Genomic DNA, 24870 nt, shown 5'->3' with positions numbered 1-24870 from the left:
TCCCGATGGCTCACGGCTTTCCCCTTCAGTTGCTGCTCGACCGCGCACAGGACGATCTCGACTCGGCCACGAAGCAGCTCGGCACCGCGCAGCGCGACCGCACCGCCGCCGCCGAGCAGCTCGACGCGCTGCTGCGCTACCGTGACGAATACCACGCGCGCTTCTCGCAATCCGCGCAGCACGGGATGCCGGCCGGCAACTGGCGCAATTTCCAGGCGTTCATCGACACGCTCGACACCGCGATCGCACAGCAGCGCAACGTGCTGGCCGCGGCCGAAGTCCGCATCGACGAAGCACGCCCGAACTGGCAACAGAAGAAGCGCACGGTCGGCTCGTTCGAAATCCTGCAGGCGCGCGGCGTGGCGCAGGAAGCGAAGCGCGACGCCCGGCGCGAACAGCGCGACGCCGACGAACACGCCGCGAAGATCCTGCGCATGCGGGCCGACGCGGCCCGTTCGTCGTAACCGCCCCCCGTATTCGAACGAGAGAACCGTCATGCCTCCCCTGCCTCTGCTCGGCGCGCTGCTCGACACCGCCGGCACCGTCCTCAAGGCCGCCCGCAGCTCGGGTTCGTCCGGCGCCGCCGGCAACGATGCCGCGACCGCCACGGCCGCCGTGCCGTTTGCGCAGTCGCTGAAGCAAAGCGTCATCACGCGTCGCGATGCGTTGCATTCGAGCGTGCCGGATGCGTCGACGAAACAGGCTTCGTCGAAGCCGGCCGCCGGCACGAAGCCGTCCGCAGCCGATGACGACGACACGACCGACGATACGACCACGAACGCCGCCAGCAACCCCGATGCCGCCGCGCTCGCGGCCGCTGCGGCCGTGCAGGCGCAACTGCAGGCGCGCACGGACTACGCGACGCCGGCCGATGCCGCCGCCGCTACCACGGCGCAAAAGACCGTCGTGTCCGGCCAGCCCGATGCCACGGCCACGCTGACGGATCACGCGGCCAGGGACGCGACCGCCCAGCCGGCCACGCCGGCGTCGGGCCGCGATGCGTTGCAAACCGCGCTCGACAGGCTCACGGGCGGCTCGGGCGCGATCGCGATGCCCGCGACCGGCGCGACGGCATCGGCCGCCGCATCAACCGCATCAACCGCATCGACCGGCACCACCGCCCCGCTGGCGCCGAAGGTGCCGACCTTCGAGCACACGCTCGCCGACGCGAAGGGTGCGCTCGCCACCCAGCAAACACCGGCGCAAGCCACCGCGCAGGCGCTGCAGGCCAACGCGAACGCGCAGTCGGGCGAGCAGCACGCGCTCGCGGCAGCCAGCGACGCGACCGATCCGGCCGCCAGCGCGACGCTCGCGGCCGGCGCCACGGCTGCGGCCGCGGCACAGGCGAACCTGCAGCTGTCGCCGGCCGCGGGGGCGATCGCCGCCGCGAACGCGCACGCGCTCGCGCCGCACATCGGCACCCCGGACTGGACGGACGCGCTGAGCCAGAAGGTCGTGTTCCTGTCGAATGCGCACCAGCAGAGCGCCGAGCTGACGCTCAACCCGGCCGATCTCGGGCCGCTGCAGGTCGTGCTGCGCGTCGCGGACAACCACGCGCACGCGCTGTTCGTGTCGCAGCACGCGCAGGTGCGCGACGCGGTCGAAGCCGCGCTGCCGAAGCTGCGCGAGGCCATGGAAGCGGGCGGGCTCGGGCTCGGCAGCGCGACCGTCAGCGACGGCGGCTTCGCGCAGCAGCAGAACCCGCAACAGACCTTCGCCGGCGGCCAGTCGTCGCGGCGCGGGAGCGGCGGATCGTCAGCCGTCGATGCACCGGTCGACGCTGCGCAATCCGCACCGGCCGCCGCGAGCGTGAGCCGCGCCCGCCTCGTCGATACGTTTGCCTGAGCATGGCTGCCGCCGTGTGCGCGCCGCTCAGCGGCCGTGCACGGCCGCGGCGGCCTCGCCGCGCGTCGCCGCGCCCTTGCGCGTCGCGACGATGAAGTCCGCCGCACGTTCGCCGATCATCACCGACGGCGCATTCGTGTTCCCGCCGACCAGCGTCGGCATCACCGACGCATCCACCACGCGCAACCCTTCGACGCCGCGCACGCACAGTTGCGGATCGACGACCGCGCGCGCGTCCGAACCCATCCGGCAGGTGCCGACCGGGTGATAGATCGTGTCGGCATGCTCAACGATCGTCTTGCGCAGTTCCGCTTCGCTCTGGTCGGCCCGCGTGTACAGCTCGCGCCCGCCCTGCGACGCGAGCGGCGCCTGCGACAGGATCCTGCGCATCGCCTGCGTGCCGCGCACGAGCAGGTCGAGATCGCGCGCATCGCTGAAGAAGCGCGGATCGATCAGCGGGGCGTCGCGCGCATCGCCGCTCGCAAGCGCCACCGTGCCGCGGCTGAACGGCCGCAGCGCGCACACGTGCAGCGAATAGCCGAAGCCCCAGTGCATCTTGCGGTTGTGGTCGTCCACGAGCGCCGTGCAGAAATGCAGCTGCAGGTCGGGACGTTCGAGCGACGGATCGCTCTTGATGAAGCCGCCGGCCTCCGCGACGTTGCTCGTCATCATCCCGGTGCGGCTCGAGAAATAGCGCGCGAGCGCGGGCGTCATCTTCGCGATCCCGCGCAGGCACACGCCGACCAGCTCCGACGAATTCACGCGCGTATTGATGATGAAGTCGATATGGTCGATCAGGTTCGTGCCGACGTCCGGCGCATCCTGCACGACCGCGATCCCGTGCCGGCGCAGCTGCTCCGCCGGGCCGATCCCCGAACACATCAGCAGTTGCGGCGAATTGAACGCGCCGGCCGACAGGATCACTTCCGCGCGCGCGTCGAGCGTCTCGACGCGCCCGTTGCGCGCAACCGCGACGCCGGCCGCACGCTTGCCGTCGAACACGACGCGCAGCACCGTCGCATCGGTGATCACGTGCAGGTTCGGCCGGTTGCGGCCGTATATGTACGCGCGGGCGACGCTGCAGCGCGAACCGTCGCGGTGCGTGACCTGATAGAAGCCGACGCCTTCCTGCGTCGCGCCGTTGAAGTCGTCGTTCAGCGGATAGCCGGCCGCGTGCGCGGCCTGGATGAATCGTTCGGAGAACGGATTGCGAAAGCGCAGATCCGACACCGACAGCGGGCCGTCCGCACCGTGCCACGCATCGGCGCCGCGCGCGTTGCCTTCCGCGCGACGGAAATACGGCAGCACGTCCTGCCAGCCCCAGCCCGTCGCGCCGAGCTGCGCCCACTCGTCGTAGTCACCCGGGTGGCCGCGCGTGTAGATCATCGCGTTGATCGCGCTCGAGCCGCCCATCCCGCGCCCGCGCGGCTGGTAGCCGCGCCGCCCGCCGAGGCCCGGCTGCGGCACTGTTTCGTAGCCGTAGTTCGTGCCGAGCTTGAACGGCACCAGCGCCGCGATGCCGACCGGCATGTTGACGAGCAGATTGCGCTCCGTATGCGAGCCGGCCTCGATCAGTGCGATCGTCGCATCGGGGCAGGCATCGGCGAGACGGCCTGCCAGGCTCGACCCGCCCGAACCGCCGCCGACGATGATGTAGTCGTATTGCATGTCACGTCTCCGTCGTGTCATGGAAGGCGCCCGGCACCGCCGCGCGACCGCGTCCCCTCTTTGGGGGGTCTGTTTGCAGATGGAACACGCATGCGAATGCCCGAAATCGCTCGGAGGGCAAGGAGCGAGGAGCGCCGTTTGCGCCTTGCCAAACGCCCCGAAGGAAGTCCCCTTGGGGGACAAGCGACGAGCGACGCCGCCATACGGGCGATTTCGGGCATTCCCGTGACATGATTTTTTAATTTGGCGTTGCCATCTGCAAACAGACCCTCGGCGCATTGTAGGAATGGCCGTCGCGCGCGCGGCGTGCGGATTCAAGAGCGATTCCTCTAAACGCCCGCGTGAACTAAATTTAAGATGTACCGATTCGCTTTGCGCGACGCGCCGGCCTCGAGAAGCCGATCCGCCGCGAAACAGGTGTGACGACGATGCAGCGCCAGGTTCTGCAGGCTGCGTGCCGACCGGGTTGTCCGGATGCGATGCGCGCAGCCCGCATTTCATTTCAAACGGCTGCCCGCACGGGGTGCGCGGCGTCATGCGCGCAGTCGATCGAAATCGAACGGCGCGTGTCGTTGCCGACCGTTTGGATGGTTTGTCGCTGCGGCGGCACGACGCGCTGCGGCATGGTTTGAAGGACCTGTCGCGCTGCCCCGCTTCGGTGCACCGTCAGGCAGTCGCACCGCAGCGTCGCGCGCCCGGTAACAGTCGCATCGCGCTGCATGCAGATGCGCCGCGACACGGTTTCCGGATGCACACACCGTCGCGTGGATGCGACGCCCGCGGCACGCGGCAACCGGTTTTCGAGCACACGTCGCATCCGGCCCCGCGCCGCGCGACACGCACCACCCCGATCCGCGTCGCCGAGCGTGCGCGCGCGGCGTGACGGCCGGCCGACCAGCCAGGCCCAACTGGAGGAGACGACATGAAGAACGACCTGCCCGAACTGGCCCCGCAAGCGCTGCCGTCGGTCGATGCACTGACGGCGCTGCTGCGCGACCAGCGCGCGGCCTACCTGCGCGCACCGTACCCGGCATGGGAAACGCGCGTGCAGCACCTGCGCGCGCTGCGCACGATGCTGATCGACCATGCGGATGCGCTCGCCGAAGCGATCAGTGCCGATTTCGGTCATCGCGCGAAGCAGGAAGTGCTGCTGTCTGAAATCTGGATGGCGAAGGAAGAGATCGACGACGCGCTCAAGCACGGCAAGCGCTGGATGAAGCCGATGCGCAAGCCGATGAACAAGTGGCTACGCCCGGCGCGCGCGAAGGTGATTCCGCAACCGCTCGGCGTGGTCGGCATCGTCGTGCCGTGGAACTATCCGGTACTGCTCGCGGCCGGCCCGCTGATCTGCGCGCTCGCGGCCGGCAACCGCGCGATCATCAAGATGTCCGAACTGACGCCGCGCACGTCGGCGCTGTTCGAGCAGCTCATTGCCAAGACCTTCACGCGCGACCACGTCGCGGTCGTGAACGGCGATGCGGAAGTGGGCGCCGCGTTCAGCGGGCTGCCGTTCGATCATCTGCTGTTCACTGGCTCGACGCACGTCGGCCGCCACGTGATGCGCGCGGCCGCCGACAACCTCACGCCCGTCACGCTCGAACTCGGCGGCAAGTCGCCGGCGATCGTCGGCCCGAACGCGCGCTTCGATGCGGCCGTCGACGCGATCGTCGCGGGCAAGACGCTGAACGCGGGCCAGACCTGCATCGCGCCCGACTACGTGCTGCTGCCGCGCGGGATGGAAGCCGCCTTCATCGAACGCGCGCGCGCTCGATTCGCGAAGATGTATCCCGACCTGTCGGCCAACGGCGACTACACGACGATCGTGTCGCCGCGCCACTACGCCCGGCTGCAGCAACTCGCGAGCGACGCGCAGGCAGCCGGCGCGCAACTGCATCCGCTGTCCGACGCGCAATCCGATCCCACGTCGCGCCGCTTCGTGCCGTGCGCGGTCACGCACGTGCCGGCCGCGTCGCAGCTGATGCAGGAGGAAATCTTCGGACCGCTGCTGCCGCTCGTGCCGTACGAACGGCTCGACGAAGCGATCGCGTACGTGAATGCACGCCCGCGTCCGCTCGCGCTCTACCTGTTCGACGAGGACGGCGGCACGATCGACCGCGTGATGCGCGAAACGATCTCGGGCGGCGTGTCGATCAACGAAACGCTGATGCACATCGCGTGCGGCAGTTTGCCGTTCGGTGGTGTCGGGGCGAGCGGCATGGGCGCGTATCACGGCTACGACGGCTTCGTGACGTTCTCGAAGATGAAACCGGTGCTCACGCAGGCGCGCCTGAACGCGCGCAACCTGCTCGCGCCGCCGTACGGCAAGCGCTTCGCCGCGCTGATCAAGCTGATGCTGAAGTTCTGAGTGGAACGGGCCGCGCGCATCGCGCGGCGGCCCGCACCAGCACGCCGCGCGGCGAGGGTGCCGCGCGCGCCGTCACACGGGCCAGAGCGGCCCTTCCTGCATCGCGCCGATCTGCTCGCGCAACTCGAGCACGCGCGCTTCCCAGTAACGATGCGTGTTGAACCACGGGAACGCGGCCGGAAATGCGGGATCGTCCCAGCGTCGCGCGAGCCATGCCGCGTAATGGATCAGCCGCAGCGTGCGCAGCGCTTCGACGAGATGCAGCTCGCGCGGCTCGAATTCGCAGAAATCCTCGTAGCCGGCCAGCAGGTCCGCCAGCGCACGCGACGCGCCTTCGCGATCGCCCGGCAGCAGCAGCCACAGGTCCTGGATCGCGGGCGCCATTCGGCTGTCGTCGAAGTCGACGAAGTGCGGGCCGGCATCGGTCCACAGCACGTTGCTCGGATGACAGTCGCCGTGCGTGCGCAACAGGCGGATCTCGCCCGCCCGCTCGAACGCGGCCTCGACGCCTTCGAGCGCGAGCGTCACGGCCGTCTCGTATGCGGGCCGCACATCGTCCGGAATGAAATCGTGCGCGAGCAGGTAGTCGCGCGGCTCGTAGCCGAACGTCTTGATGTCGAGCACGGGGCGCGCGACATACGGCTGCGTCGCGCCGACCGCATGGATCCGGCCGATGAAGCGGCCCAGCCATTCGAGCGTGTCGCTGCGATCGAGATCGGGCGCGCGGCCGCCGCGCCGCTCGAAGATCGAGAAGCGGAAACCGTCGAACGCGTGCAGCGTCCGGCCTTCGAATGCGCGCGCGGGCACCGCCGGAATCTCGCGCGCGGCGAGTTCGGTGACGAACGCGTGCTCTTCGAGGATCGCTTCGTCCGACCAGCGTGCCGGACGGTAGAACTTCGCGACGACCGGCGGGCCGTCTTCGATGCCGACCTGATACACGCGATTTTCGTAGCTGTTGAGCGCGAGCAGGCGCCCGTCGGTGCGCAGGCCGGCCGGCATCAGCACGCTGTCGAGCGCGTCGAGCACGCACTCGGGCGTGAGTCCGGCGAACGGCGGGCCGGCGGGAGAAGCGGGAGCAGAAGTGACGTCTTTCATGCCCCGCATTGTGCCGCCAGCCGGGCCGAAAGACGAGCGCCCGGTGCGGTGGTTGCGCTTAGTGGAGCGCCGCGCCGGCCGGCAGCACGGATTCGCCGGTGTCGATCAGGTCCTCGAGAAAGAACGGCTCGGTGTTGAGTTCCTTCGACTCGCCCGGTACGCCCGCGTACCAGGTCACCATGGCCATGTCGCCCAGGACGCGCTGGACGATGCCGCGCGCGCCCTTCGGCACCGCGATATGGGTAGTGCAGACAATCGACCCGACATGCATGATGGTTCCCCACTCTTGAATCTTGAAACCCGGCCCGCTGGGGGCCGGCAAATGCACGATCCGCGCGCTCTCGACGGAGCGTTGCGCGTAATCCCATTGTTCACGGTTTATCGAAGCACGAAAAGAAGAAGAAGCAGGCGAAGTGCCGCGAATTCGTCGAATGTCTCCAATCAACCACTGCGCCAGGCAGGCGCTTGCCTGCCCGGTTACCCCCATCATACCCTGTCGAATGTGACTGCCCGCCGAATCCCCGGCATCACCGCGGCGCGCACGTGACGGACGTCCCGCGCGCATCGTGGGCCCGGTGCCGGTTCGCCAGGCAATTTCGCGCGACTGGCGGCGGCGGTTGCCGAACTGCACTGCGCCGTCATCGCCTTGCCCCCTGCCTCGAGCGCGGCCACCGCAGCGACCGTTGCGCACGCATCGCCCTTCATCATGCGATGCCACGCGACAGGTGTTGCGTCCGATGCCGGCCTTGCGTTACCTTTGATACTCATTCGCGTTCAAGCGCATTCCGACACGATGCATCCGCTCACGTCCGCCCTTGCAAAATCCCGGCCGCAGTTCGACTCGCGGCCGCAGGCGTGCGCGCATCCGTCGGTTCTTCCTCCTCCTGTCGCACCGCCGCTCGTCGGCGCCGCGCCGCCCCCTCCGGCGGCACGCGCCGGCTGACCAGCCGGCTTCCGTTTCGTCTTCCATTCGCCCGCGGGCCTGCCTTCGTGCGTCGTGACGCACGGCGTATTGCTGCGCGCGCGGATGGAACGTTCCGATCCGTTCGACAGGTGGATTCACATGGTTTCGTTCAAACGCGCGCTCGCCTCGCATGGCGCGACGTCGCTCTTCGTGCTGCTGTGGAGCAGCGGCGCGATCTTCGCTGAACTCGGTCTGCGTCACGCATCCGCGTTCGTCTTTCTCACCGCACGCTTCGCACTGGCATCGCTCGTGCTGCTCGGGCTGGCCTTCATGCGAAAACGCTGGCTGCCGCCGCGCGGCGAGCGGCGCATGGCCGCACTGACCGGCTTGCTGATGATGGGCGGCTATTCGATCTTCTACCTGCTCGCGCTCGAACGCGGGATCGCGCCGGGCGTGCTCGCGACGATCCTCGGTGTGCAGCCGATCCTCACGCTCGCGATCGTCGAGCGGCGCTGGCAGCCCGTGCGCATCGCGGGGCTCGCGCTGTCGCTGGCCGGCCTCGCGCTCGTCGTGTTCCGCGGCACCGGGGACGGCGGCCTGTCGCTCGCGGGCATCGCGTGCGCGCTCACCGCGCTCGTCGCGCTGACCGCCGGCTCGCTGCTGCAAAAGCGCGTGCGGGCGGCGCCCGCCGACGTGCTGCCGCTGCAGAATGCGATCGGCCTCGTACTGTGTGTGGCAATCGTGCCGTTCCGGCCGGTGTCGTTCGACATGAGCTGGTCGTTCGTGATCCCGCTGCTATGGCTCGGCATCGTGATTTCGGTGATCGCGCAACTGTTGTTCTACCGGTTGATGCAGCGCGGTGATCTCGTCAACGTGACGAGCCTGTTCTATCTCGTGCCCGTCGTCACCACGCTGATGGATGCCGCGTGGCTCGGCAACCGGCCCGAGCCGCTCGCACTTGCCGGCATGGGCGCGATCGTCGCGGGGCTCGCGCTCGTGTTCCGCGCGCCGGCCGCACGCGTGCAACCCGACCGCGCATGAGCGGGCGTGCCGCCGCGCCCGCGGGTGCGGCGGCACGCATCGGGCACATACGACGATTCCGCAACAATCGAAAGGGACGGGAAAGATACGTGCAAGGCATTCGTCCAACTTGCGGGAAAAATGCGTGATTCGCGGGGCTTTCCGCTGATTTTTTAATGGTTCGGATAGCGAAAAGCACTGCGGGTTGCCTATACTCGAACTGACCGCCCCGCTCGCAATCGGGTCGGACCAATACTAGAAACACCCGGCATGGGGCCGGAGCAAGCGCGCCAGCGCCCACTCCGGTCGACCTTGGAGACACGCATGACGACCTACTTCACGATCGGCGACTTCATCCTGTTGATTCCGATGGCGCTGGCCGGAGCGCTATTTCTCGGCGCGGTGCCGTGCGCAACCGAATTCCGCCACAACCTGCTGCGCGTGCTGGGCGTCATCCTCGGCGTCGGCGTCGCGGTATTGCTCGTCGAAGGCCTGCCTGCGCTGATCTAGCGGCGCAATCCGTGCGTGGCGCGCATCGCTGCATTGCAGCGATGCGATGTGCTGCGCGCAAGCCATCGATACGGCACGCGATGTTTCGCATGCCGTAGCGTCTGCCGGTCAGATCGCCTGATCGGTGGACGGCTTTTCCCACAGATTGATGCCGCCTTCCGTCGCGTAACGATCGATCTCCGCGAGTTCGTCCGCCGAGAACTCGAGGTTCTTCAGCGCGCCGACGTTTTCACGCACCTGCTCCGCGCGGCTCGCGCCGATCAGCGCGGACGTCACGCGGCCGTTGCGCAGCACCCATGCGAGCGCCATCTGCGCGAGGCTCTGCCCGCGCCGTTCGGCGATCGCGTTGAGCTTGCGCACATGGTCGAGATTGTCCGCGCTCAGGTGATCCTGCTTCAGCGAGCCGCCGCCCGGCTTGTTCACGCGCGCGTCGGCCGGCACGCCGTTCAGGTACTTCGACGTGAGCAGCCCCTGCGCGAGCGGCGTGAACGCGATGCTGCCCGTGCCGATCTCGTCGAGCGTACCGAGCAGTTCGGTTTCGACCCAGCGGTTCAGCAGGTTGTACGACGGCTGGTGGATCAGCAGCGGCACCTTGTACTGCGCGAGCAACTCGGCCATCTCGCGCGTCTTCGCCGCCGAATACGACGAAATGCCGATGTAGAGCGCCTTGCCCTGCTGCACGGCCGACGCGAGCGCGCCCGCCGTTTCCTCGAGCGGCGTGTGCGCGTCGAAGCGGTGCGAATAGAAGATGTCGACGTAGTCGAGCCCCATCCGCTGCAGGCTCTGGTCGAGGCTCGCGAGCACGTACTTGCGCGACCCGCCGCCGCTGCCGTACGGCCCCGGCCACATGTCCCAGCCGGCCTTGGTCGAGATCAGCAGCTCGTCTCGATACGGCCGGAAATCCTCTTTCAGCAGCCGGCCGAAGTTGGTTTCGGCGCTGCCGTACGGCGGCCCGTAGTTGTTCGCGAGATCGAAGTGGTTGATGCCGAGGTCGAACGCGGTGCGCAGGATCTCGCGCTGCGTCGAGATCGGCGTCGAGTCGCCGAAGTTGTGCCACAGGCCGAGCGACAGCGCGGGCAGTTTGAGCCCGGATTTGCCACAGGTGCGGTATTGCATGTCGGCATAACGTTCGGAAGCTGCTTCGTAGGCCATGAGTCGGTTCCGTCAGGACATCGGGGAAAGGGACGTGCGCCGGCCGCGCACACGGCGCGGCGGCGGCGAAAGAGTCATACGACGACTATGGTAGCGAAAGCGGCCGAAACACGCACGGCGGCACGGCGATGGACGCAGCCGCGGTCGTCGCCTACACTGCGGCGTCTCGAATCATCGTTTCAGCGAGGTTGGTATGTCCCGGGTCATCTCGGTTGCGCTGCTCGTCGGTGGCGTCGTGCTGCTGTATTTCGGCGGCCAGTCGTTCCATTCGATCAACGACAACGTGTCGCGCTTCTTCACCGGTTCGCCCGCGACGAAAACGATCCTGCTGATCGCAGGCGGCGCCGTCGCATCGTTCATCGGCCTGATCGGCCTCGCGATGCCGGGCGGCAAGCGCTGAGCGCACAGCCGCGCGACCCGCGAACGGCCCGCGTCGCACGATCGGGCCGCGCCAAACGAAACGGGCGGCCAGGCCGCCCGTTGTTCCATTCGCCCGCGATGCGCCGCATCGCGTAACCGCGGCGGTGTCGCCGCCCGTCCGCTCCGAACCTAGAACGGCACTTCCTGCTTCGCCGCCGAGCGCGTGCCGGGCAGCGGCCGGTTGCTCGCGCCGTGATAGGTGTACACGAGCGAGAACTTCACCTGGTCGGAACGGTTCTGCCCGGCCGAATGCAGCGTGTTGCTGTGGAAGAACACGACGTCGCCCGTCCGCAGCGACGGGCACGTGGCCGCATCGATCATTGTCTTGTTCGCCGGCAGGTCGCTGCGGAAGAACTTCGCATCGTCGAACGCTTCAGGCCCGAATTCAGCCGTATGCGACCCCGGTACGAGCCACAGCGCGCCGTTCTCGTTCGTTTCCGGCCCGAGCGCGAGCCACACCGACACCATGTCCGGACGCTCGAACGACCAGTAGCGGAAATCGCGATGCCAGCCGGTCAGGCTGCCGTACGCGGGGTGCTTCGTCATCATGCAGTTGTGATGCGCGCGCGACAGCACCGGTTCTTCACCGAAATACTCGCGCATCCACGCACCGATTTCGGGGGCGATCGCCCGCTCGGCGAAAGCCGGATCGCGCGAGTACGCATCGAGCAGCCGACGCACCGTATGCCCGCCCGGTGCATGCTTGGATTCGGGCGCGCCCGGATAGCGCAGGTCCGCCTCGAACTCGATCGGCTCGGCAGCCTCCCGCAACTGGCGCTCCGCAACCTGCCTGAGCGCCGCGCACTGTGCCTCGCCGACGAGGCCACGCGCGACGACGAAGCCGCGCTCGCGCAATTCCGCGACTTGCGCGCGGATCGATTCCGACTGCAATGGAGACGACATGGGATGCCAGACGTTTATTGTGTGAATGTGACGATTGTAAATCGGCGCCGGATGCCGCGAACAGCACCATTATCGTGCGCAGGGGCATGCCAATCGATGATTTGATCCGGCTCAAGGGAACTGTGCGGCGCGGCGCTGGCCTCACCGACAGGCGGTATGCGGCACACGCCTTGTGGCACAAGGGTTTATCGCGACTTTTGCCCGTCATGAATCCCCTGTAGCCTGTCGCGGCCTGTCAATTCTGGCGGGCGCGGCGCGCAGCGAGTTTCGGTAAGATCCGTTGCGCCATCCGAGGCCGTTCATACCAGTGCGCTCTCAAGGGCGCCATCCATACAAGCGAAGCATCGTTCACATGCCATTCCGTCTGACTTCCCGTCTCAGCCGCGCTGCGAAGCGCGTTGTGCCGCCCGCTCCTGCCCGCTCGCTGCGCCATCACCGCGCACGCACGCAGGCGCTGGCCGAGCGTACGCCCGCACACAGCCGGCTGGACGGTATCCGTGCGTGGTTCCACGCATTTTTCTCGATGATGAGCGCGCAGGCGTTCTCGCGCCGTGCCGGCCTGCGCTCGCTGCTGCAGAAGCCGTCGTCGCTGCGCGCGCTCGCGCTGCGACGCACGCTCGGCCCGCAGCGCCGCGTCAACCGCCCGCGCCGCCTCGCGGCCAGCAACGGCTGGTTCGGGTTCGGCGCGCGCTGAGCACGCCGGCGGGCACCGCGCGCGACGATCGCCGTCGCGCTACGGCCCGCTTGTCCGATTGCCACGGCGATCGGAACCCATAAAAAAACCCCGGCTTGGCCGGGGTTTTTCATTTCAGGCGAACGACGCTTACGCGACGCGTGCCGTCGGCTCGACGCCGGCCGCTTCGGCCAGGGCGAGCGCCTTGTCGGTCGCTTCCCACGAGAATTCCGGCTCTTCGCGGCCGAAGTGGCCGTAAGCAGCGGTCTTCTCGTAGATCGGACGCAGCAGGTCGAGCATCTTGATGATGCCCTTCGGACGCAGGTCGAAATGCTCGCGCACGAGCTTCGTGATCACCGCATCCGACACGCGGCCCGTGCCGAACGTGTTGACCATCACCGAGGTCGGCTCGGCCACGCCGATCGCGTACGACACCTGGATCAGCGCGCGCGATGCGAGGCCCGCGGCGACGATGTTCTTCGCGACGTAGCGGCCTGCGTACGCAGCCGAACGGTCGACCTTCGACGGATCCTTGCCCGAGAATGCGCCGCCGCCGTGCGGTGCGGCACCGCCGTACGTGTCGACGATGATCTTGCGGCCGGTCAGGCCGCAATCGCCCTGCGGGCCGCCGATCACGAACCGGCCGGTCGGGTTCACCAGGAACTTGATGTCGCCCTTGATCAGGTCGGCCGGCAGCGTCGGCTTGATGATTTCCTCGATCACGGCTTCGCGCAGCGCCGGCAGCTCGATGTCCGGTGCGTGCTGCGTCGACAGCACGACGGTGTCGATCGAATCGGGCTTGCCGTCGACGTAGCGGATCGTTACCTGCGACTTCGCGTCCGGGCGCAGCCATTGCAGGCGGCCATCGCGGCGCAGGCTGGCCTGGCGCTCGACGAGACGGTGCGACAGGTGGATCGGCAGCGGCATCAGTTCCGGCGTTTCGTCGCACGCGTAACCGAACATCAGACCCTGGTCGCCCGCGCCCTGGTCGAGGTTGTCGTCGTGTGCACGATCGACGCCCTGGGCGATGTCCGGCGACTGCTTGTCGTAGGCGACGAGCACCGCGCAACCCTTGTAGTCGATGCCGTAGTCGGTGTTGTCGTAGCCGATGCGCTTGATCGTGTCGCGCGCGATCTGGATGTAGTCGATGTTGGCCGTCGTGGTGATTTCACCGGCCAGCACGACGAGACCCGTGTTGCACAGCGTTTCCGCCGCAACGCGGGAATACTTGTCTTGCTCGAGGATGGCGTCGAGAATCGCGTCCGAGATTTGGTCCGCGACCTTGTCCGGATGGCCTTCGGAGACGGATTCGGACGTGAAGAGATAATCGTTTGCCACTTTTTCAGGCTCCTGTGTGGTTACGGTCGGTTTCACGTAGCCAGCTTCGTTGGGCCTGAAGCGGCGACGCTTTAGCGGATTACCAGGACCGGGCAGCGCGTGTAACGCTAGCCGGCTTCGCCCCGCAAGTTGTCAGTTAACTCGGCGAAGCCCGTATTATAGCGGCTTTCCTGAATTGTCACAGAGCGCCGCCCGTGCTGCATCTTCCGCTGTCTTACCCACCTGTTCGCAACGCGCCGGCCAGCCGGTTCCACGGAGGTTTCGCATGCTAGGTCGTCTAGCCACGCACCTCGCCATTGGCTTGCTGAAACTGCTCGCCCTGTTGCCGTACGGCCTGACCGCACGGTTCGGCGATGGTCTCGGCTGGCTGCTCTACAAGATCCCCAGCCGGCGAAAGCGCATCGTACACACCAATCTGAAACTCTGCTTCCCGGACTGGAGCGAAGAGCGCCGCGAGGAAGTGGCCGGGCAGCATTTCCGCCATGCGATCCGCAGCTACGTCGAGCGCAGCTACCAGTGGTTCGCGTCGGAAGCCACCTATCGCAAGCTGTTTACGGTCGAGAGCGAGATCGACCTCACCGATCCGGACATGCCGCCGACGCTGCTGCTCGGTTTCCATTTCGTCGGCATCGAGGCCGGTTCGATGGCGATCAATCTCGCACTCGACCGGGTGTGCGGCTCACTCTACACGCCGATGAAGAGCCCGGAACTCGAAGCCGCGGCCAAAGCCGGCCGCAGCCGCTTCGGCGCGGAACTCGCGAGCCGGGCCGACAGCGCGCGTACCGTGCTGCGCTGGCTGCGCGACCGCAAGCCGGTCATGCTCGGCGCCGACATGGACTACGGGCTGCGCAACTCGACGTTCGTGCCCTTCTTCGGCGTACCGGCCTGCACGCTGACGGCCGTCGGCCGGTTCGCAAAGACGGGCCACGCGCAGGTCGTGCCGTTCATCGGCGAGGTGCTGCCGAACTACAAGGGCTATCGTCTGAAGGTATTCAAGCCGTGGGATCACTACCCGACCGGCGACGACGATCTCGACGCGCGGCGGATGAACGAATTCCTCGAGGAACAGATCCCGCTGATGCCCGAGCAGTACTACTGGGTCCACAAGCGCTTCAAGACGCGCCCGCCCGGCGAGCCGAGCCTGTACTGAGTTCGAACCCGCGGGCACGCCGTCAAAGGCGCGCCCGCACCCTCGCCACATTCGGCACGCCGCGCGTGCGCACCTGCCAGAGATCGTAGGCCGACTGCTGCGCGAGCCAAAGATCCGCCCTCCCGCCGTTTTCCTCCCCCAGCCACGCTTCGAGCCGGAGCGCCATTTCCGGCGAGATGCCTGCATGGCCGTGCAGGATCCGCGACAGCGCGGCGCGCGTCACACCGAACTGCGCGCCGGCATCGCCTCCGCCGCGACCGTGCCCGCTACACCGCGCCAATTTGTCCGCTCTTCGCGTCCCCGACCAGTCGACCGCTCGACCGGTGCCGCCCGAGCGGACCACGCGAAACGCCCGCCCGCGCGGGACGCCCCTGTCGGCTGCATGTATCATTTGCGGTTGAGATCAGCACGACGAACGACGCCGCCCCGCATGGCGCGGCATCGCGCGCGGCGCTGACCGCCTTGTTCGCCATGGAAATCCGGACCCAGTGAAACTCTCGTTCACCAAGATGCACGGCGCGGGCAACGACTTCGTCGTGCTCGACGGCTATTCGCGCGCATTGCCGCCGCTCACCGAAGCGCAGGTGCGTGCGCTCGCCAACCGCCACTTCGGCATCGGCGCCGACCAGCTGCTGCTCGTCGAAAAACCGACCGTAGACGGCGCGGATTTCAAGTACCGGATCTTCAATTGCGACGGCGGCGAGGTCGAACACTGCGGCAACGGCGCACGCTGCTTCGTGAAGTTCGTCAGCGACCGCGGCCTGACCGACAAGCGCAGCGTGCGCGTGCAGGTGATGAAGGGCCTGATCACGCTGACGATGCAGGACAACGGCGAAGTCGTCGTCGACATGGGTGCGCCCGTGTTCGCGCCCGCGCAGGTGCCGTTCGACGCAGCGGGCCTCGACGGCCGCACCGAAGGCCGCGACACGCTGTGGCCGCTCGACGTCGGCGGCCAGACGCGCTGGATCTCGACGGTGTCGATGGGCAACCCGCACGCGGTGCAGGTCGTCGACGATGCCGAAGCGTATCCGGTGCTCGACGAAGGCCCGCTGATCGAGCACCACGCGCGTTTCCCGGAGCGCGTGAACGTCGGCTTCATGCAGATCGTGTCGCGCGACGAAGTGAAGCTGCGCGTGTACGAACGCGCGGCGGGCGAGACGCTCGCGTGCGGCACCGGCGCGTGCGCGGCGGTCGCGGCCGGCATCCGGCGCGGCCTGCTCGATTCGCCGGTGACCGTGCACACGCACGGCGGCACGCTGACGATCCGCTGGGACGGCGCGCGCGACGAAGCCGCCGCGCTGATGATGGCCGGGCCCGCCGCCACCGTGTTCGAAGGCGAGATCGACCTGCACGCCTGACCCTGCAACGTCCTTGATAACTGAACGCTCCAGCCACATGAACGATCGCGAAGTCGCCGACTACCTGCTCGCCAATCCCGAATTCTTCGCGCAGCACGCCGAACTGCTCGCGACGATCCGCCTCGCGAACCCGCACGGCAAGGCCGCGATCTCGCTGCAGGAGCGGCAGATGGAGATGCTGCGCGACAAGAACAAGCATCTCGAGCGCCGCCTCGCCGAACTCGTGCGTTATGGCCACGAGAACGACAGCCTGTCCGCGAAGTTCAGCCGCTGGACCGCGCGCGTGATTGCGGAACGCGATCCGTACGCGCTGCCGCGCACGATCGCCGACGGCATCGCCGACGTGTTCGACGTGCCGCAAACCGCGCTGCGCGTGTGGGACGTCGCCGACACCTACGCGCAGGCCGAGTTCGCGCGCCAGGTCGGCGAGGAAGTGCGCCTGTTCACGAACGGCCTGTCGACGCCGTACTGCGGCGCGAACACCGGCTTCGAAGCCGCGCAGTGGCTCGCACCCGCAGTCGCCGCGTCGGCCGCGAATGCGGCGGATGGCGCGGAAGCCGCATCGCCGGCCGGCGACGGCTCGGCCGCATCGGTCGCGCTGCTCGCGCTGCGTGCGCCGCTCGCCGGCACCGACGCCCCCGCGTTCGGCCTGCTCGTGCTGGGTTCGCCCGACCCGCGCCGCTTCCACGACGGGATGGCCACCGATTTCCTCGCGCAGATCGCGACGCTCGCGAGCGCCGCGCTCACGCGCCTGCTGCCGCACTGATCCTGCGATGACCGACGATCCGATTGCCGCCTACCTGTCGAACCTGAAGCACGTCAGGCAGCTGTCGGAACACACGCTGCGCGGATACACGCACGAACTCGACGAGCTGAAGAAGCTCGCGAACGGCCGGCCGCTCGAAGCGCTGACGGCCGCCGACATGCGCGGCGCGGTCGCCCGCGCACATTCGGGCGGGCTGTCGGCACGGTCGATCTCGCACCGGCTGTCCGCGTGGCGCGCGTTCTACCGCTGGCTCGCGCAGCGCATCGAGATGCCCGCGAACCCGGTCGCCGCGGTGCGCGCGCCGAAACGCGCGAAGACCTTGCCGAAGGCGCTGTCGGTCGACGACGCATCGGCGTTGATGGACGCGCCGCTCGCCGGCACGACCGAAGGCATCCGCGATCACGCGATCCTCGAGCTGTTCTATTCGTCCGGGCTGCGCCTCGCCGAGCTGATCGGGCTCGACGTCATGTACACGCAGGCCGACGGCTACCGCTCGACCGGCTGGCTCGACCTCGCCGAAGCCGAAGTCACCGTGCGCGGCAAGGGCAACAAGGAGCGCAAGGTGCCGGTCGGCCGCAAGGCGATCGACGCGCTGAACGCATGGCTCGCGGTGCGCGGCGAATTCGTGAAGCACGATCCGCATCCGCTGTTCGTGTCCGTGCGCGGCAACCGGATGTCGCCGGGTGTCGTGCGCGAGCGCGTGAAGCGCGCGGCGCTCACCGCGGGCATTCCCGCCAACGTCCATCCGCACGTGCTGCGCCACTCGTTCGCGACGCACGTGCTGCAGTCGAGCGGCGACCTGCGCGCGGTGCAGGAACTGCTCGGCCACGCGAGCGTCTCCGCGACGCAGGTCTATACGTCGCTCGACTTCCAGCATCTCGCGAAGATTTACGACAGCGCGCATCCGCGCGCGAAGAAGCGCGACTAACGCGCGTCCCGTGTTACCCGCCGCGCGCGGCGACCGGCCACGGTCGGCTTCGCGCACGGCCCCTTTCGATCTCATCATGCAAACCGTCACCCTCAAGCCGTCCAAGGAAAAATCGCTGCTGCGCCGCCATCCGTGGATCTACGCCAATGCGATCGACCGCGTCGACGGCAAGCCCGCGCCCGGCGCGACCGTGATCGTGCGCGCGCACGACGGCCGCTTCCTCGCGCGCGGCGCGTACAGCCCGCAGTCGCAGATCCGCGTGCGCGTGTGGAGCTTCGACGAGAACGAGCCGATCGACCATGCGTTCTTCAAGCGCCGCGTGCAGCGCGCGGTCGCGCACCGCAACACGATGGTGTCGAACACGGGCGCGGTGCGCCTCGTGTTCGGCGAAGCCGACGGCCTGCCCGGCCTGATCGTCGACTATTACGTCGCGGACACCGCCGAAGCCGGCGCCGCCCCGCGCGGACAGCTCGTCTGCCAGTTCATGGCGGCCGGCGTCGAAGCGTGGAAGGACGCGATCGTCAAGGCGCTGGTCGGCGCCACGGACTGCCCGAACGTCTACGAGCGCTCGGACGTGTCGATCCGCGACAAGGAAGGGCTCGAACAAACCACCGGCGTGCTGGCCGGCGATGCGCCGCCCGCGACGCTGATCTCGAACGAAAACGGCGTGCGCTATCACGTCGACGTGCCGAACGGCCACAAGACGGGCTTCTACGTCGACCAGCGCGACAACCGCGCGCTGGTCGCGCAGTACGCGGCCGATCGCGACGTGCTGAACTGCTTCTGCTACACGGGCGGCTTCTCGCTCGCGGCGCTCAAGGGCGGGGCGAAGCGCGTCGTGTCGATCGACTCGTCGGGCGATGCGCTCGCGCTCGCGCAGCAGAACGTCGTCGCCAACGGTTTCGACGCCGAACGCGCGACCTGGCTCGACGCCGACGCATTCAAGACGCTGCGCCGCCTCGTCGACGAAGGCGAGCGTTTCGACCTGATCGTGCTCGATCCGCCGAAGTTCGCACCGACCCGCGACAGCGTCGATCGCGCGGCCCGCGCATACAAGGACATCAACCTGAGCGGCTTCAAGCTGCTGCGTCCGGGCGGCCTGCTGTTCACGTACTCGTGCTCGGGCGCGATCGACATGGACCTGTTCCAGAAGATCGTCGCGGGCGCGGCCGCCGACGCGAAGGTCGACGCCCGCATCCTGAAGCGCCTCGGCGCGGGCGTCGATCACCCGCTGCTCGCGGCCTTCCCGGAAGGTGAATATCTGAAGGGCCTGCTGTTGCAAATCGTCTGATCGCCCCGATCTACGCGCGTAACCGTCCGCCGGCCGCGCGTTGCGCCCGGCGGATCCGCGCTCCCGCCTGTCGCTCGGACGACGGGCGAGGGCTTGACAGGTATGTTTCAATGGATGATTGTGCGCCCCGGCCGGCAAAGCTGCGGGCGCGACGCACATCCCGGTTTTGACCCCGATTCACGAACCACAGGCGATTGACATGGCCACTCCCGTCACCATCCTTACCGGCTTCCTCGGCAGCGGCAAGACGACGCTGCTCAAGCGCATCCTGAACGAACAGCACGGCATGAAAATCGCCGTGATCGAGAACGAGTTCGGCGAAGAGAACATCGACAACGAAATCCTCATCCAGGATTCGAACGAGCAGATCATCCAGATGAGCAACGGCTGCATCTGCTGCACGATCCGCGGCGACCTCGCGCGCACGCTCGGCGATCTCGCCGCGAAGAAGCGCGAAGGCAAGCTCGACTTCGACCGCATCGTGATCGAAACCACCGGCCTCGCGAACCCGGGCCCGGTCGCGCAAACCTTCTTCATCGACAGCGAAATCGCCGACGATTTCCTGCTCGACGCGGTCATCACGCTGGTCGACGCGAAGCACGCGAACGCGCAGCTCGACGAGCACGAAGTCGTGCAGCGCCAGGTCGGCTTCGCCGATCGCCTGTTCATCACGAAGTCGGATCTGGTCGACGATCAAACGGTAGCCGGCCTCAAGCATCGCCTGATGCACATGAACCCGAAGGCCACGATCAAGGTCGTGAACTTCGGCGAAGCCGACATCAAGGAAATCTTCGACCTGCGCGGCTTCAACCTGAACGCGAAGCTCGAGATCGACCCCGACTTCTTGGCCGAAGACGATCACGCGCACCATCACCACGATCACGACCATGATCACGATCACGCCCATTGCGACCACGATCACGGTCAATGCGCGCACGATCACGACCATGGCCACCACCATCACCACGCGCACCACGACGACAAGATCAAGTCGTTCGTGTACCGCAACGACCGCCCGTTCGACCCGAACAAGCTGGAAGACTTCCTCGGCGGCATCCTGCAGATCTACGGCGAGCGGATGCTGCGCTACAAGGGCGTGCTGTACATGAAGGGCGTCGACCGCAAGGTCGTGTTCCAGGGCGTGCACCAGATGATGGGCAGCGACCTCGCCTCGAAGTGGCTGCCGGTCGAGAAGAAGACCAACAAGATGGTGTTCATCGGCGTCGATCTGCCGCAGGACCTGATCACCGACGGCCTCGACGCCTGCCTCGCCTGACGCGTACGGGCAACCGTCGCACCCCCGCCCGCACGGCCGCCTCGCGGGCGGCTGCGGCGGCCGCGAGGCGCCCTTTCCAGGCAGGGTTTCGCCGTCATCGCTTTTTCGCGATTTGCGCGTTATATTTTCTAGATATTGGCGCAGCCGACGGGGATCGACCCGATACGGCGCCCGCTTGCGATTCAGTTACAATACGTGCCCGCTGGAGTACGGCAACAAATAGGCCCGGTTCTTGCTGAACCAGTTTTCCGGGCATCGCAACCGCGCCGGATCGCCCATCCGCCTCCCGGCCGCGGCCGATGCGATGTGCCGCGCAGCACACCGGTTCGCAGCGCGCGCAACTCCGCGCCAGGCCTATCCTGGTATTTGAGAACCGGTTTTCCAGAGGCTTTCGGCCCCGCGGCGGCAAATCGCAAATGATTGCAAGCGCGGTTGCGGGTAATCCCAAAGTGCAGGCAATATCTATCGATTTGCCGCACATTGAAGAAGCAAGCAGATGACGAAGAAACTCTTGACCGAAGCCGAAATCCTGAAGATGAGCGACAAGGATTACATGAATGAGGATCAGCTCGCCTTCTTCAAAAATCGGCTCGAACAGTTGCAGGCGGACATCCTCAAGAATGCAGGCCAGACGACCGAGAACCTGCGCGAGACGGTGATCGTGCCCGATCCCGCCGATCGCGCGACGATCGAGGAAGAGCACGCGCTCGAGCTGCGTACGCGCGATCGCGAACGCAAGCTCCTCAAGAAGGTTCAGCAGTCGCTCGCCCGCATCGATTCCGGCGATTACGGCTGGTGCGAGGAAACCGGCGAGCCGATCGGCATTCCGCGCCTGCTCGCACGTCCGACCGCCACGCTGTCGCTCGAGGCGCAGGAGCGCCGCGAGTTGCGCCAGAAGCTGTTCGGCGACTGATCGAGCGGCGTTCCGCTCAGACACGCTGCTTCCCGAAAGCGCGCGGCCTGCCGCGCGCTTTTTGTTTTTCCGGCACGGTTCCCCACCGGCCGCCGATTTGCCTCCCGCCTCTTGATATCCCGGCGCCCGCCCTAAAATGAAACGGACGCGCGCCGGGCCGCTTCCCGGCGCACTGCGAGTTACGCGGCGGCGCCTCGCGCCCCCGACTCTTCCCCGTTTTTCTCAAGGAACGCAGATGGAGCAATTTCACGGCACGACCATCGTTTCGGTCCGGCGCGGCGACAAGGTCGCGCTCGGCGGCGACGGCCAGGTAACCCTCGGCAACATCGTCATGAAGGGTGGCGCGCGGAAAGTGCGGCGGATCTACAACAACCAGGTGCTGGTCGGATTCGCGGGCGGCACCGCCGATGCGTTCTCGCTGCTCGACCGCTTCGAGGCGAAGCTCGAGAAGCATCAGGGCAACCTGACCCGCGCGGCCGTCGAGCTCGCGAAGGACTGGCGCACCGACCGGATGCTGCGCCGCCTCGAGGCGATGCTGATCACGGCCGACGCCACCACCACGCTGGTGATCACCGGCAACGGCGACGTGCTCGACCCCGAAGGCGGCATCTGCGCGATCGGCTCGGGCGGTGCCTATGCGCAGGCCGCGGCCCGCGCGCTCGCGGAGAACACCGAGTTGTCGCCGCGCGAGATCGTCGAGAAGTCGCTCGAGATCGCCGGCGACATGTGCATCTACACGAACCACAACCGCATCATCGAAACGATCGAGTAAGGACCGCACCATGAGCACCATGACCCCTGCCGAGATCGTCTCGGAACTCGACAAGCACATCATCGGCCAGGCGAAGGCCAAGAAGGCCGTCGCGGTCGCGCTGCGCAATCGCTGGCGCCGCCAGCAGGTCGCCGACCCGCTGCGCCAGGAAATCACGCCGAAGAACATCCTGATGATCGGGCCGACGGGTGTCGGCAAGACCGAAATCGCGCGCCGCCTCGCGAAGCTCGCCGACGCGCCGTTCATCAAGATCGAAGCGACCAAGTTCACCGAAGTCGGCTACGTCGGCCGCGACGTCGACAGCATCGTGCGCGACCTGATCGAGATCTCGGTCAAGCAGACGCGCGAAACCGAAATGCGCAAGGTGCGCAGCAAGGCGACCGACCAGGCGGAAGACCGCATCCTCGACATCCTGCTGCCGCAACCGCGCGCGGTGGGCTTCGGCGGCAACGCCGAGCACGCGAACGACGACAACAACGCGACGCGCCAGACCTTCCGCAAGCGCCTGCGCGAAGGCCAGCTCGACGACAAGGAAGTCGAGCTCGACCTCGAGCAGCCGTCGGCCGGCATGGACATCATGGCGCCGCCGGGGATGGAAGAGATGACCGAGCAGATCCGCTCGATGTTCTCGAACCTCGGCAGCGGCAAGAAGCAGCGCCGCAAGGTGAAGATCAAGGAAGCGCTGAAGCTGCTGACCGACGAGGAAGCGGCGAAGATGCTCAACGAAGAGGAAGTGAAGACGAAGGCCGTGCAGAACGTCGAGCAGAACGGCATCGTGTTCCTCGACGAGATCGACAAGATCACGTCGCGCAACAACGAAGGCAGCGGCGGCGAAGTGTCGCGCCAGGGCGTGCAGCGCGACCTGCTGCCGCTCGTCGAAGGCACGACGGTCAACACGAAGTACGGGATGGTGAAGACCGATCACATCCTGTTCATCGCAAGCGGCGCGTTCCATCTCGCGAAGCCGAGCGACCTGATTCCCGAACTGCAGGGCCGCTTCCCGATCCGCGTCGAGCTCGACTCGCTGTCGGTGAACGATTTCGAAGCGATCCTTGTTGCGACCGACGCGAGCCTCGTCAAGCAGTACCAGGCGCTGCTCGCGACCGAAGACGTGCAGCTCGAATTCGCCGAGGACGGCATCCGGCGTCTCGCGGAAATTGCCTATGCGGTCAACGAAAAGACCGAGAACATCGGTGCGCGCCGGCTGTACACGGTGATCGAGAAACTGCTCGAGGAAGTGTCGTTCTCTGCCGGCAACCATGCGGGCGAACGCGTGACGATCGACGCGAAGTATGTCGATCGCGCGCTCGGCGAAGTGTCGCAGGACGAAGACCTGTCGCGCTACGTGCTGTAACGCGCACGGCGCCGGACGAAAAACGGGCGGCCCCTGACGGGGTCGCCCGTTTTTTCATGGCGATGCGACGCGGCGCACGTGCGTGCTCCTGGAACGCGGCTGATGGCAGGCGCGCTGGTGCGTCCCTATAATCTGGATTCCTCAGACCACAAGCAGACGCATTCGTCACCGCATTTAAATGACCATCTACCCGTCCATCGCCGGCCGATTCGTGCCGGCACTGCTCGCGCTCACGCGCGCCGACATCCTGTCGCTCTTGCGCCGGATCAGGCGGGAGTCGCTGCGGCGCTACAACGTCGCGTTTGCGCTCGCGTGGCTGGGCACGCTGGCGGGTATCGCACTCGCCAGCGTGGCGTTCAGCATCGGCCTCCAGTTCATCGCGAATTGCGTATCGGCAAAGGCATGGCCGATGACCAGCGCCATCCTGATCGGCGGGTCCGCACCATTTCTCGCGAACGTCGTCTACTCGGCGCTCATCACGCTGCTGCTGAAACGCGAGCTCGTCGCCTGCCTGTCGCGAGCGTCAAGCTCGCCCGGCTGACGCGCCCCACGCTTACTGCCGTACCGGCTTCTTCGCGAGCTTGCGCTGCAGCGTGCGGCGGTGCATGTTCAGCGCGCGTGCCGTCGCCGAAATATTGTTGTTGTTCTCGGCCAGCACGCGCTGGATGTGCTCCCATTCGAGCCGGTCGACCGACAGCACGACCGGATTCTCGAGCGCTTCGTCGGCCTGCACTTCGGTCGCGTTGGTCTGCAGCGCGGCCAGGATCGACTCGACGTTCGCGGGCTTCGCGAGATAGTTGTCGGCGCCTTCCTTCACCGCCTGCACGGCAGTCGCGATGCTCGCGTAGCCGGTCAGCACCAGGATCCGCGCATCGGGCTGCAGGTCGCACAGCGGCGCGATCAGGCTCAGGCCCGAATCCTCGCCGAGATGCAGGTCGACGGTAATGAACTGGAACTTGCTGCCCGCGGCGAGCCGGAGCGCCGCCTCCTTGTCGTGCGCCTGCTGGACCGCGTACCCGCGACGCTCGAGGCCGCGCGCGAGCGTGCCCGCGAACACCTCGTTGTCGTCGATCACCAGGAAATTGTTCTCGCTCATGTGGTTTCTCCGTCTACGTGTTGGTTGAGGCGGCCGGCACCGCGACGCGCACGACCGGCAGGCGCAGCACGGC

General features: G+C 67.1%; 25 protein-coding genes and 1 pseudogene. 18 read left to right on the top strand and 8 right to left on the bottom strand.

Annotation, left to right across the window (positions count from 1 at the left end; all coding sequences use genetic code 11):
- The first annotated feature begins 5 nt into the window (after positions 1 to 5).
- On the top strand, positions 6 to 464 hold the full coding sequence (fliJ, locus tag BDO18943_RS38605) for a flagellar export protein FliJ (RefSeq protein WP_043184690.1): 459 nt from the start codon (positions 6 to 8) through the stop codon (positions 462 to 464).
- 31 nt (positions 465 to 495) lie between these two features.
- On the top strand, positions 496 to 1845 hold the full coding sequence (locus BDO18943_RS38600) for a flagellar hook-length control protein FliK (protein ID WP_175026299.1): 1350 nt from the start codon (positions 496 to 498) through the stop codon (positions 1843 to 1845).
- A 27-nt stretch (positions 1846 to 1872) separates the two neighbouring features.
- Here BDO18943_RS38600 and BDO18943_RS38595 read toward each other — a convergent pair whose 3' ends face one another.
- The gene (locus BDO18943_RS38595; protein ID WP_175026298.1) at positions 1873 to 3513 is read right to left on the bottom strand and encodes a GMC family oxidoreductase; all 1641 of its coding nucleotides are present in this window, start codon (positions 3511 to 3513) and stop codon (positions 1873 to 1875) included.
- A 286-nt stretch (positions 3514 to 3799) separates the two neighbouring features.
- Here BDO18943_RS38595 and BDO18943_RS42860 point away from each other — a divergent pair, with 286 nt between their 5' ends.
- Positions 3800 to 4396: a hypothetical protein gene (locus BDO18943_RS42860; protein WP_235996301.1), complete on the top strand. Its 597-nt coding sequence runs from the start codon at positions 3800 to 3802 to the stop codon at positions 4394 to 4396.
- Positions 4397 to 4435: 39 nt separating this feature from the next.
- Positions 4436 to 5878, top strand: coding sequence for a coniferyl aldehyde dehydrogenase (locus BDO18943_RS38585; protein ID WP_175026296.1), 1443 nt, complete (start codon positions 4436 to 4438; stop codon positions 5876 to 5878).
- A 72-nt stretch (positions 5879 to 5950) separates the two neighbouring features.
- On the opposite strand, the gene BDO18943_RS38580 is transcribed toward BDO18943_RS38585, so the two are convergent.
- Positions 5951 to 6973, bottom strand: coding sequence for a serine/threonine protein kinase (locus BDO18943_RS38580; RefSeq protein ID WP_374101850.1), 1023 nt, complete (start codon positions 6971 to 6973; stop codon positions 5951 to 5953).
- A gap of 58 nt (positions 6974 to 7031) precedes the next feature.
- A complete protein-coding gene (locus BDO18943_RS38575) occupies positions 7032 to 7244 on the bottom strand; it encodes a hypothetical protein (protein ID WP_011353523.1) in 213 nt (70 codons plus the stop codon).
- 792 nt (positions 7245 to 8036) lie between these two features.
- On the opposite strand from BDO18943_RS38575, the gene BDO18943_RS38570 reads away from it, so the two are divergent.
- A complete protein-coding gene (locus BDO18943_RS38570) occupies positions 8037 to 8918 on the top strand; it encodes a DMT family transporter (protein ID WP_175026294.1) in 882 nt (293 codons plus the stop codon).
- 303 nt (positions 8919 to 9221) lie between these two features.
- Positions 9222 to 9407: a hypothetical protein gene (locus BDO18943_RS38565; protein ID WP_011353526.1), complete on the top strand. Its 186-nt coding sequence runs from the start codon at positions 9222 to 9224 to the stop codon at positions 9405 to 9407.
- 108 nt (positions 9408 to 9515) lie between these two features.
- On the opposite strand, the gene mgrA is transcribed toward BDO18943_RS38565, so the two are convergent.
- The gene (gene mgrA, locus BDO18943_RS38560) at positions 9516 to 10559 is read right to left on the bottom strand and encodes an L-glyceraldehyde 3-phosphate reductase (protein WP_043184696.1); all 1044 of its coding nucleotides are present in this window, start codon (positions 10557 to 10559) and stop codon (positions 9516 to 9518) included.
- A gap of 193 nt (positions 10560 to 10752) precedes the next feature.
- Here mgrA and BDO18943_RS38555 point away from each other — a divergent pair, with 193 nt between their 5' ends.
- Positions 10753 to 10959 (top strand): DUF3185 family protein, encoded by a 207-nt coding sequence (locus tag BDO18943_RS38555; protein WP_031399695.1) that lies wholly within the window; start codon positions 10753 to 10755, stop codon positions 10957 to 10959.
- A 149-nt stretch (positions 10960 to 11108) separates the two neighbouring features.
- Here BDO18943_RS38555 and BDO18943_RS38550 read toward each other — a convergent pair whose 3' ends face one another.
- Complete coding sequence (locus BDO18943_RS38550; protein WP_175026293.1) at positions 11109 to 11882, bottom strand: phytanoyl-CoA dioxygenase family protein; 774 nt, start codon at positions 11880 to 11882, stop codon at positions 11109 to 11111.
- Between the two features lie 352 nt (positions 11883 to 12234).
- Here BDO18943_RS38550 and BDO18943_RS38545 point away from each other — a divergent pair, with 352 nt between their 5' ends.
- Positions 12235 to 12576, top strand: a complete 342-nt coding sequence (locus tag BDO18943_RS38545; protein WP_039353869.1) for a hypothetical protein — start codon at positions 12235 to 12237, stop codon at positions 12574 to 12576.
- Between the two features lie 129 nt (positions 12577 to 12705).
- Here the strand turns inward: BDO18943_RS38545 and metK are convergent, their stop codons facing one another.
- Entirely contained in the window at positions 12706 to 13893 is a 1188-nt protein-coding gene (gene metK, locus BDO18943_RS38540; protein ID WP_043184698.1) for a methionine adenosyltransferase, read from the bottom strand.
- A 265-nt stretch (positions 13894 to 14158) separates the two neighbouring features.
- On the opposite strand from metK, the gene BDO18943_RS38535 reads away from it, so the two are divergent.
- Positions 14159 to 15043, top strand: coding sequence for a lipid A biosynthesis lauroyl acyltransferase (locus BDO18943_RS38535; protein WP_175026292.1), 885 nt, complete (start codon positions 14159 to 14161; stop codon positions 15041 to 15043).
- 22 nt (positions 15044 to 15065) lie between these two features.
- Here the strand turns inward: BDO18943_RS38535 and BDO18943_RS42855 are convergent.
- A pseudogene (locus BDO18943_RS42855) lies at positions 15066 to 15287 on the bottom strand (HigA family addiction module antitoxin); the annotation flags it as partial.
- A 244-nt stretch (positions 15288 to 15531) separates the two neighbouring features.
- On the opposite strand from BDO18943_RS42855, the gene dapF reads away from it, so the two are divergent.
- The 9 genes from dapF (at position 15532) to BDO18943_RS38485 (ending at position 24242) form a co-directional block, all read left to right on the top strand.
- Positions 15532 to 16401 (top strand): diaminopimelate epimerase, encoded by an 870-nt coding sequence (dapF, locus tag BDO18943_RS38525; RefSeq protein WP_043184700.1) that lies wholly within the window; start codon positions 15532 to 15534, stop codon positions 16399 to 16401.
- A gap of 37 nt (positions 16402 to 16438) precedes the next feature.
- Positions 16439 to 17167, top strand: coding sequence for a DUF484 family protein (locus tag BDO18943_RS38520; protein WP_175026290.1), 729 nt, complete (start codon positions 16439 to 16441; stop codon positions 17165 to 17167).
- 7 nt (positions 17168 to 17174) lie between these two features.
- Positions 17175 to 18095, top strand: coding sequence for a tyrosine recombinase XerC (xerC, locus tag BDO18943_RS38515; RefSeq protein WP_043184702.1), 921 nt, complete (start codon positions 17175 to 17177; stop codon positions 18093 to 18095).
- 76 nt (positions 18096 to 18171) lie between these two features.
- A complete protein-coding gene (locus tag BDO18943_RS38510) occupies positions 18172 to 19386 on the top strand; it encodes a class I SAM-dependent rRNA methyltransferase (RefSeq protein ID WP_043184703.1) in 1215 nt (404 codons plus the stop codon).
- 199 nt (positions 19387 to 19585) lie between these two features.
- A complete protein-coding gene (locus BDO18943_RS38505) occupies positions 19586 to 20662 on the top strand; it encodes a CobW family GTP-binding protein (RefSeq protein WP_175026289.1) in 1077 nt (358 codons plus the stop codon).
- Positions 20663 to 21158: 496 nt separating this feature from the next.
- A complete protein-coding gene (gene dksA / locus BDO18943_RS38500) occupies positions 21159 to 21575 on the top strand; it encodes an RNA polymerase-binding protein DksA (RefSeq protein ID WP_006477498.1) in 417 nt (138 codons plus the stop codon).
- Positions 21576 to 21810: 235 nt separating this feature from the next.
- Positions 21811 to 22347, top strand: a complete 537-nt coding sequence (gene hslV, locus BDO18943_RS38495) for an ATP-dependent protease subunit HslV (protein WP_006760749.1) — start codon at positions 21811 to 21813, stop codon at positions 22345 to 22347.
- Positions 22348 to 22357: 10 nt separating this feature from the next.
- Positions 22358 to 23701 carry an ATP-dependent protease ATPase subunit HslU gene (gene hslU / locus BDO18943_RS38490; protein ID WP_043184705.1) on the top strand — a complete coding sequence of 448 codons (1344 nt, stop codon included), beginning with the start codon at positions 22358 to 22360 and terminating at the stop codon, positions 23699 to 23701.
- 178 nt (positions 23702 to 23879) lie between these two features.
- Positions 23880 to 24242 (top strand): hypothetical protein, encoded by a 363-nt coding sequence (locus BDO18943_RS38485; RefSeq protein WP_175026288.1) that lies wholly within the window; start codon positions 23880 to 23882, stop codon positions 24240 to 24242.
- Positions 24243 to 24254: 12 nt separating this feature from the next.
- Here BDO18943_RS38485 and BDO18943_RS38480 read toward each other — a convergent pair whose 3' ends face one another.
- Positions 24255 to 24797, bottom strand: coding sequence for a response regulator transcription factor (locus tag BDO18943_RS38480; RefSeq protein ID WP_043184707.1), 543 nt, complete (start codon positions 24795 to 24797; stop codon positions 24255 to 24257).
- Positions 24798 to 24870: the final 73 nt, after the last annotated feature.

Origin of the sequence: Burkholderia aenigmatica (assembly GCF_902499175.1) — a bacterium.
Taxonomy (GTDB): Bacteria; Pseudomonadota; Gammaproteobacteria; order Burkholderiales; family Burkholderiaceae; genus Burkholderia; species Burkholderia aenigmatica.
Note: the sequence above shows the minus strand (reverse complement) of the source record. Positions and strands in the feature narration are given on the sequence as shown.

What these genes read in the sequence shown, in the direction of transcription:
- BDO18943_RS38505 (WP_175026289.1), top strand. Translation starts at nt 19,586, where the DNA reads ATGGCCACTCCCGTCACCATCCTTACCGGCTTCCTCGGCAGCGGCAAG.
- hslV (WP_006760749.1), top strand. Translation starts at nt 21,811, where the DNA reads ATGGAGCAATTTCACGGCACGACCATCGTTTCGGTCCGGCGCGGCGAC.
- xerC (WP_043184702.1), top strand. Translation starts at nt 17,175, where the DNA reads ATGACCGACGATCCGATTGCCGCCTACCTGTCGAACCTGAAGCACGTC.
- hslU (WP_043184705.1), top strand. Translation starts at nt 22,358, where the DNA reads ATGAGCACCATGACCCCTGCCGAGATCGTCTCGGAACTCGACAAGCAC.
- BDO18943_RS38510 (WP_043184703.1), top strand. Translation starts at nt 18,172, where the DNA reads ATGCAAACCGTCACCCTCAAGCCGTCCAAGGAAAAATCGCTGCTGCGC.
- BDO18943_RS38555 (WP_031399695.1), top strand. Translation starts at nt 10,753, where the DNA reads ATGTCCCGGGTCATCTCGGTTGCGCTGCTCGTCGGTGGCGTCGTGCTG.
- BDO18943_RS38595 (WP_175026298.1), bottom strand. Translation starts at nt 3,513, where the DNA reads ATGCAATACGACTACATCATCGTCGGCGGCGGTTCGGGCGGGTCGAGC.
- BDO18943_RS38480 (WP_043184707.1), bottom strand. Translation starts at nt 24,797, where the DNA reads ATGAGCGAGAACAATTTCCTGGTGATCGACGACAACGAGGTGTTCGCG.
- fliJ (WP_043184690.1), top strand. Translation starts at nt 6, where the DNA reads ATGGCTCACGGCTTTCCCCTTCAGTTGCTGCTCGACCGCGCACAGGAC.
- mgrA (WP_043184696.1), bottom strand. Translation starts at nt 10,559, where the DNA reads ATGGCCTACGAAGCAGCTTCCGAACGTTATGCCGACATGCAATACCGC.
- BDO18943_RS38600 (WP_175026299.1), top strand. Translation starts at nt 496, where the DNA reads ATGCCTCCCCTGCCTCTGCTCGGCGCGCTGCTCGACACCGCCGGCACC.
- BDO18943_RS38535 (WP_175026292.1), top strand. Translation starts at nt 14,159, where the DNA reads ATGCTAGGTCGTCTAGCCACGCACCTCGCCATTGGCTTGCTGAAACTG.
- BDO18943_RS38485 (WP_175026288.1), top strand. Translation starts at nt 23,880, where the DNA reads ATGACCATCTACCCGTCCATCGCCGGCCGATTCGTGCCGGCACTGCTC.
- BDO18943_RS38565 (WP_011353526.1), top strand. Translation starts at nt 9,222, where the DNA reads ATGACGACCTACTTCACGATCGGCGACTTCATCCTGTTGATTCCGATG.
- BDO18943_RS38580 (WP_374101850.1), bottom strand. Translation starts at nt 6,973, where the DNA reads ATGAAAGACGTCACTTCTGCTCCCGCTTCTCCCGCCGGCCCGCCGTTC.
- BDO18943_RS38570 (WP_175026294.1), top strand. Translation starts at nt 8,037, where the DNA reads ATGGTTTCGTTCAAACGCGCGCTCGCCTCGCATGGCGCGACGTCGCTC.
- BDO18943_RS42860 (WP_235996301.1), top strand. Translation starts at nt 3,800, where the DNA reads ATGGCCGTCGCGCGCGCGGCGTGCGGATTCAAGAGCGATTCCTCTAAA.
- BDO18943_RS38550 (WP_175026293.1), bottom strand. Translation starts at nt 11,882, where the DNA reads ATGTCGTCTCCATTGCAGTCGGAATCGATCCGCGCGCAAGTCGCGGAA.
- BDO18943_RS38575 (WP_011353523.1), bottom strand. Translation starts at nt 7,244, where the DNA reads ATGCATGTCGGGTCGATTGTCTGCACTACCCATATCGCGGTGCCGAAG.
- BDO18943_RS38545 (WP_039353869.1), top strand. Translation starts at nt 12,235, where the DNA reads ATGCCATTCCGTCTGACTTCCCGTCTCAGCCGCGCTGCGAAGCGCGTT.
- BDO18943_RS38585 (WP_175026296.1), top strand. Translation starts at nt 4,436, where the DNA reads ATGAAGAACGACCTGCCCGAACTGGCCCCGCAAGCGCTGCCGTCGGTC.
- dksA (WP_006477498.1), top strand. Translation starts at nt 21,159, where the DNA reads ATGACGAAGAAACTCTTGACCGAAGCCGAAATCCTGAAGATGAGCGAC.
- BDO18943_RS38520 (WP_175026290.1), top strand. Translation starts at nt 16,439, where the DNA reads ATGAACGATCGCGAAGTCGCCGACTACCTGCTCGCCAATCCCGAATTC.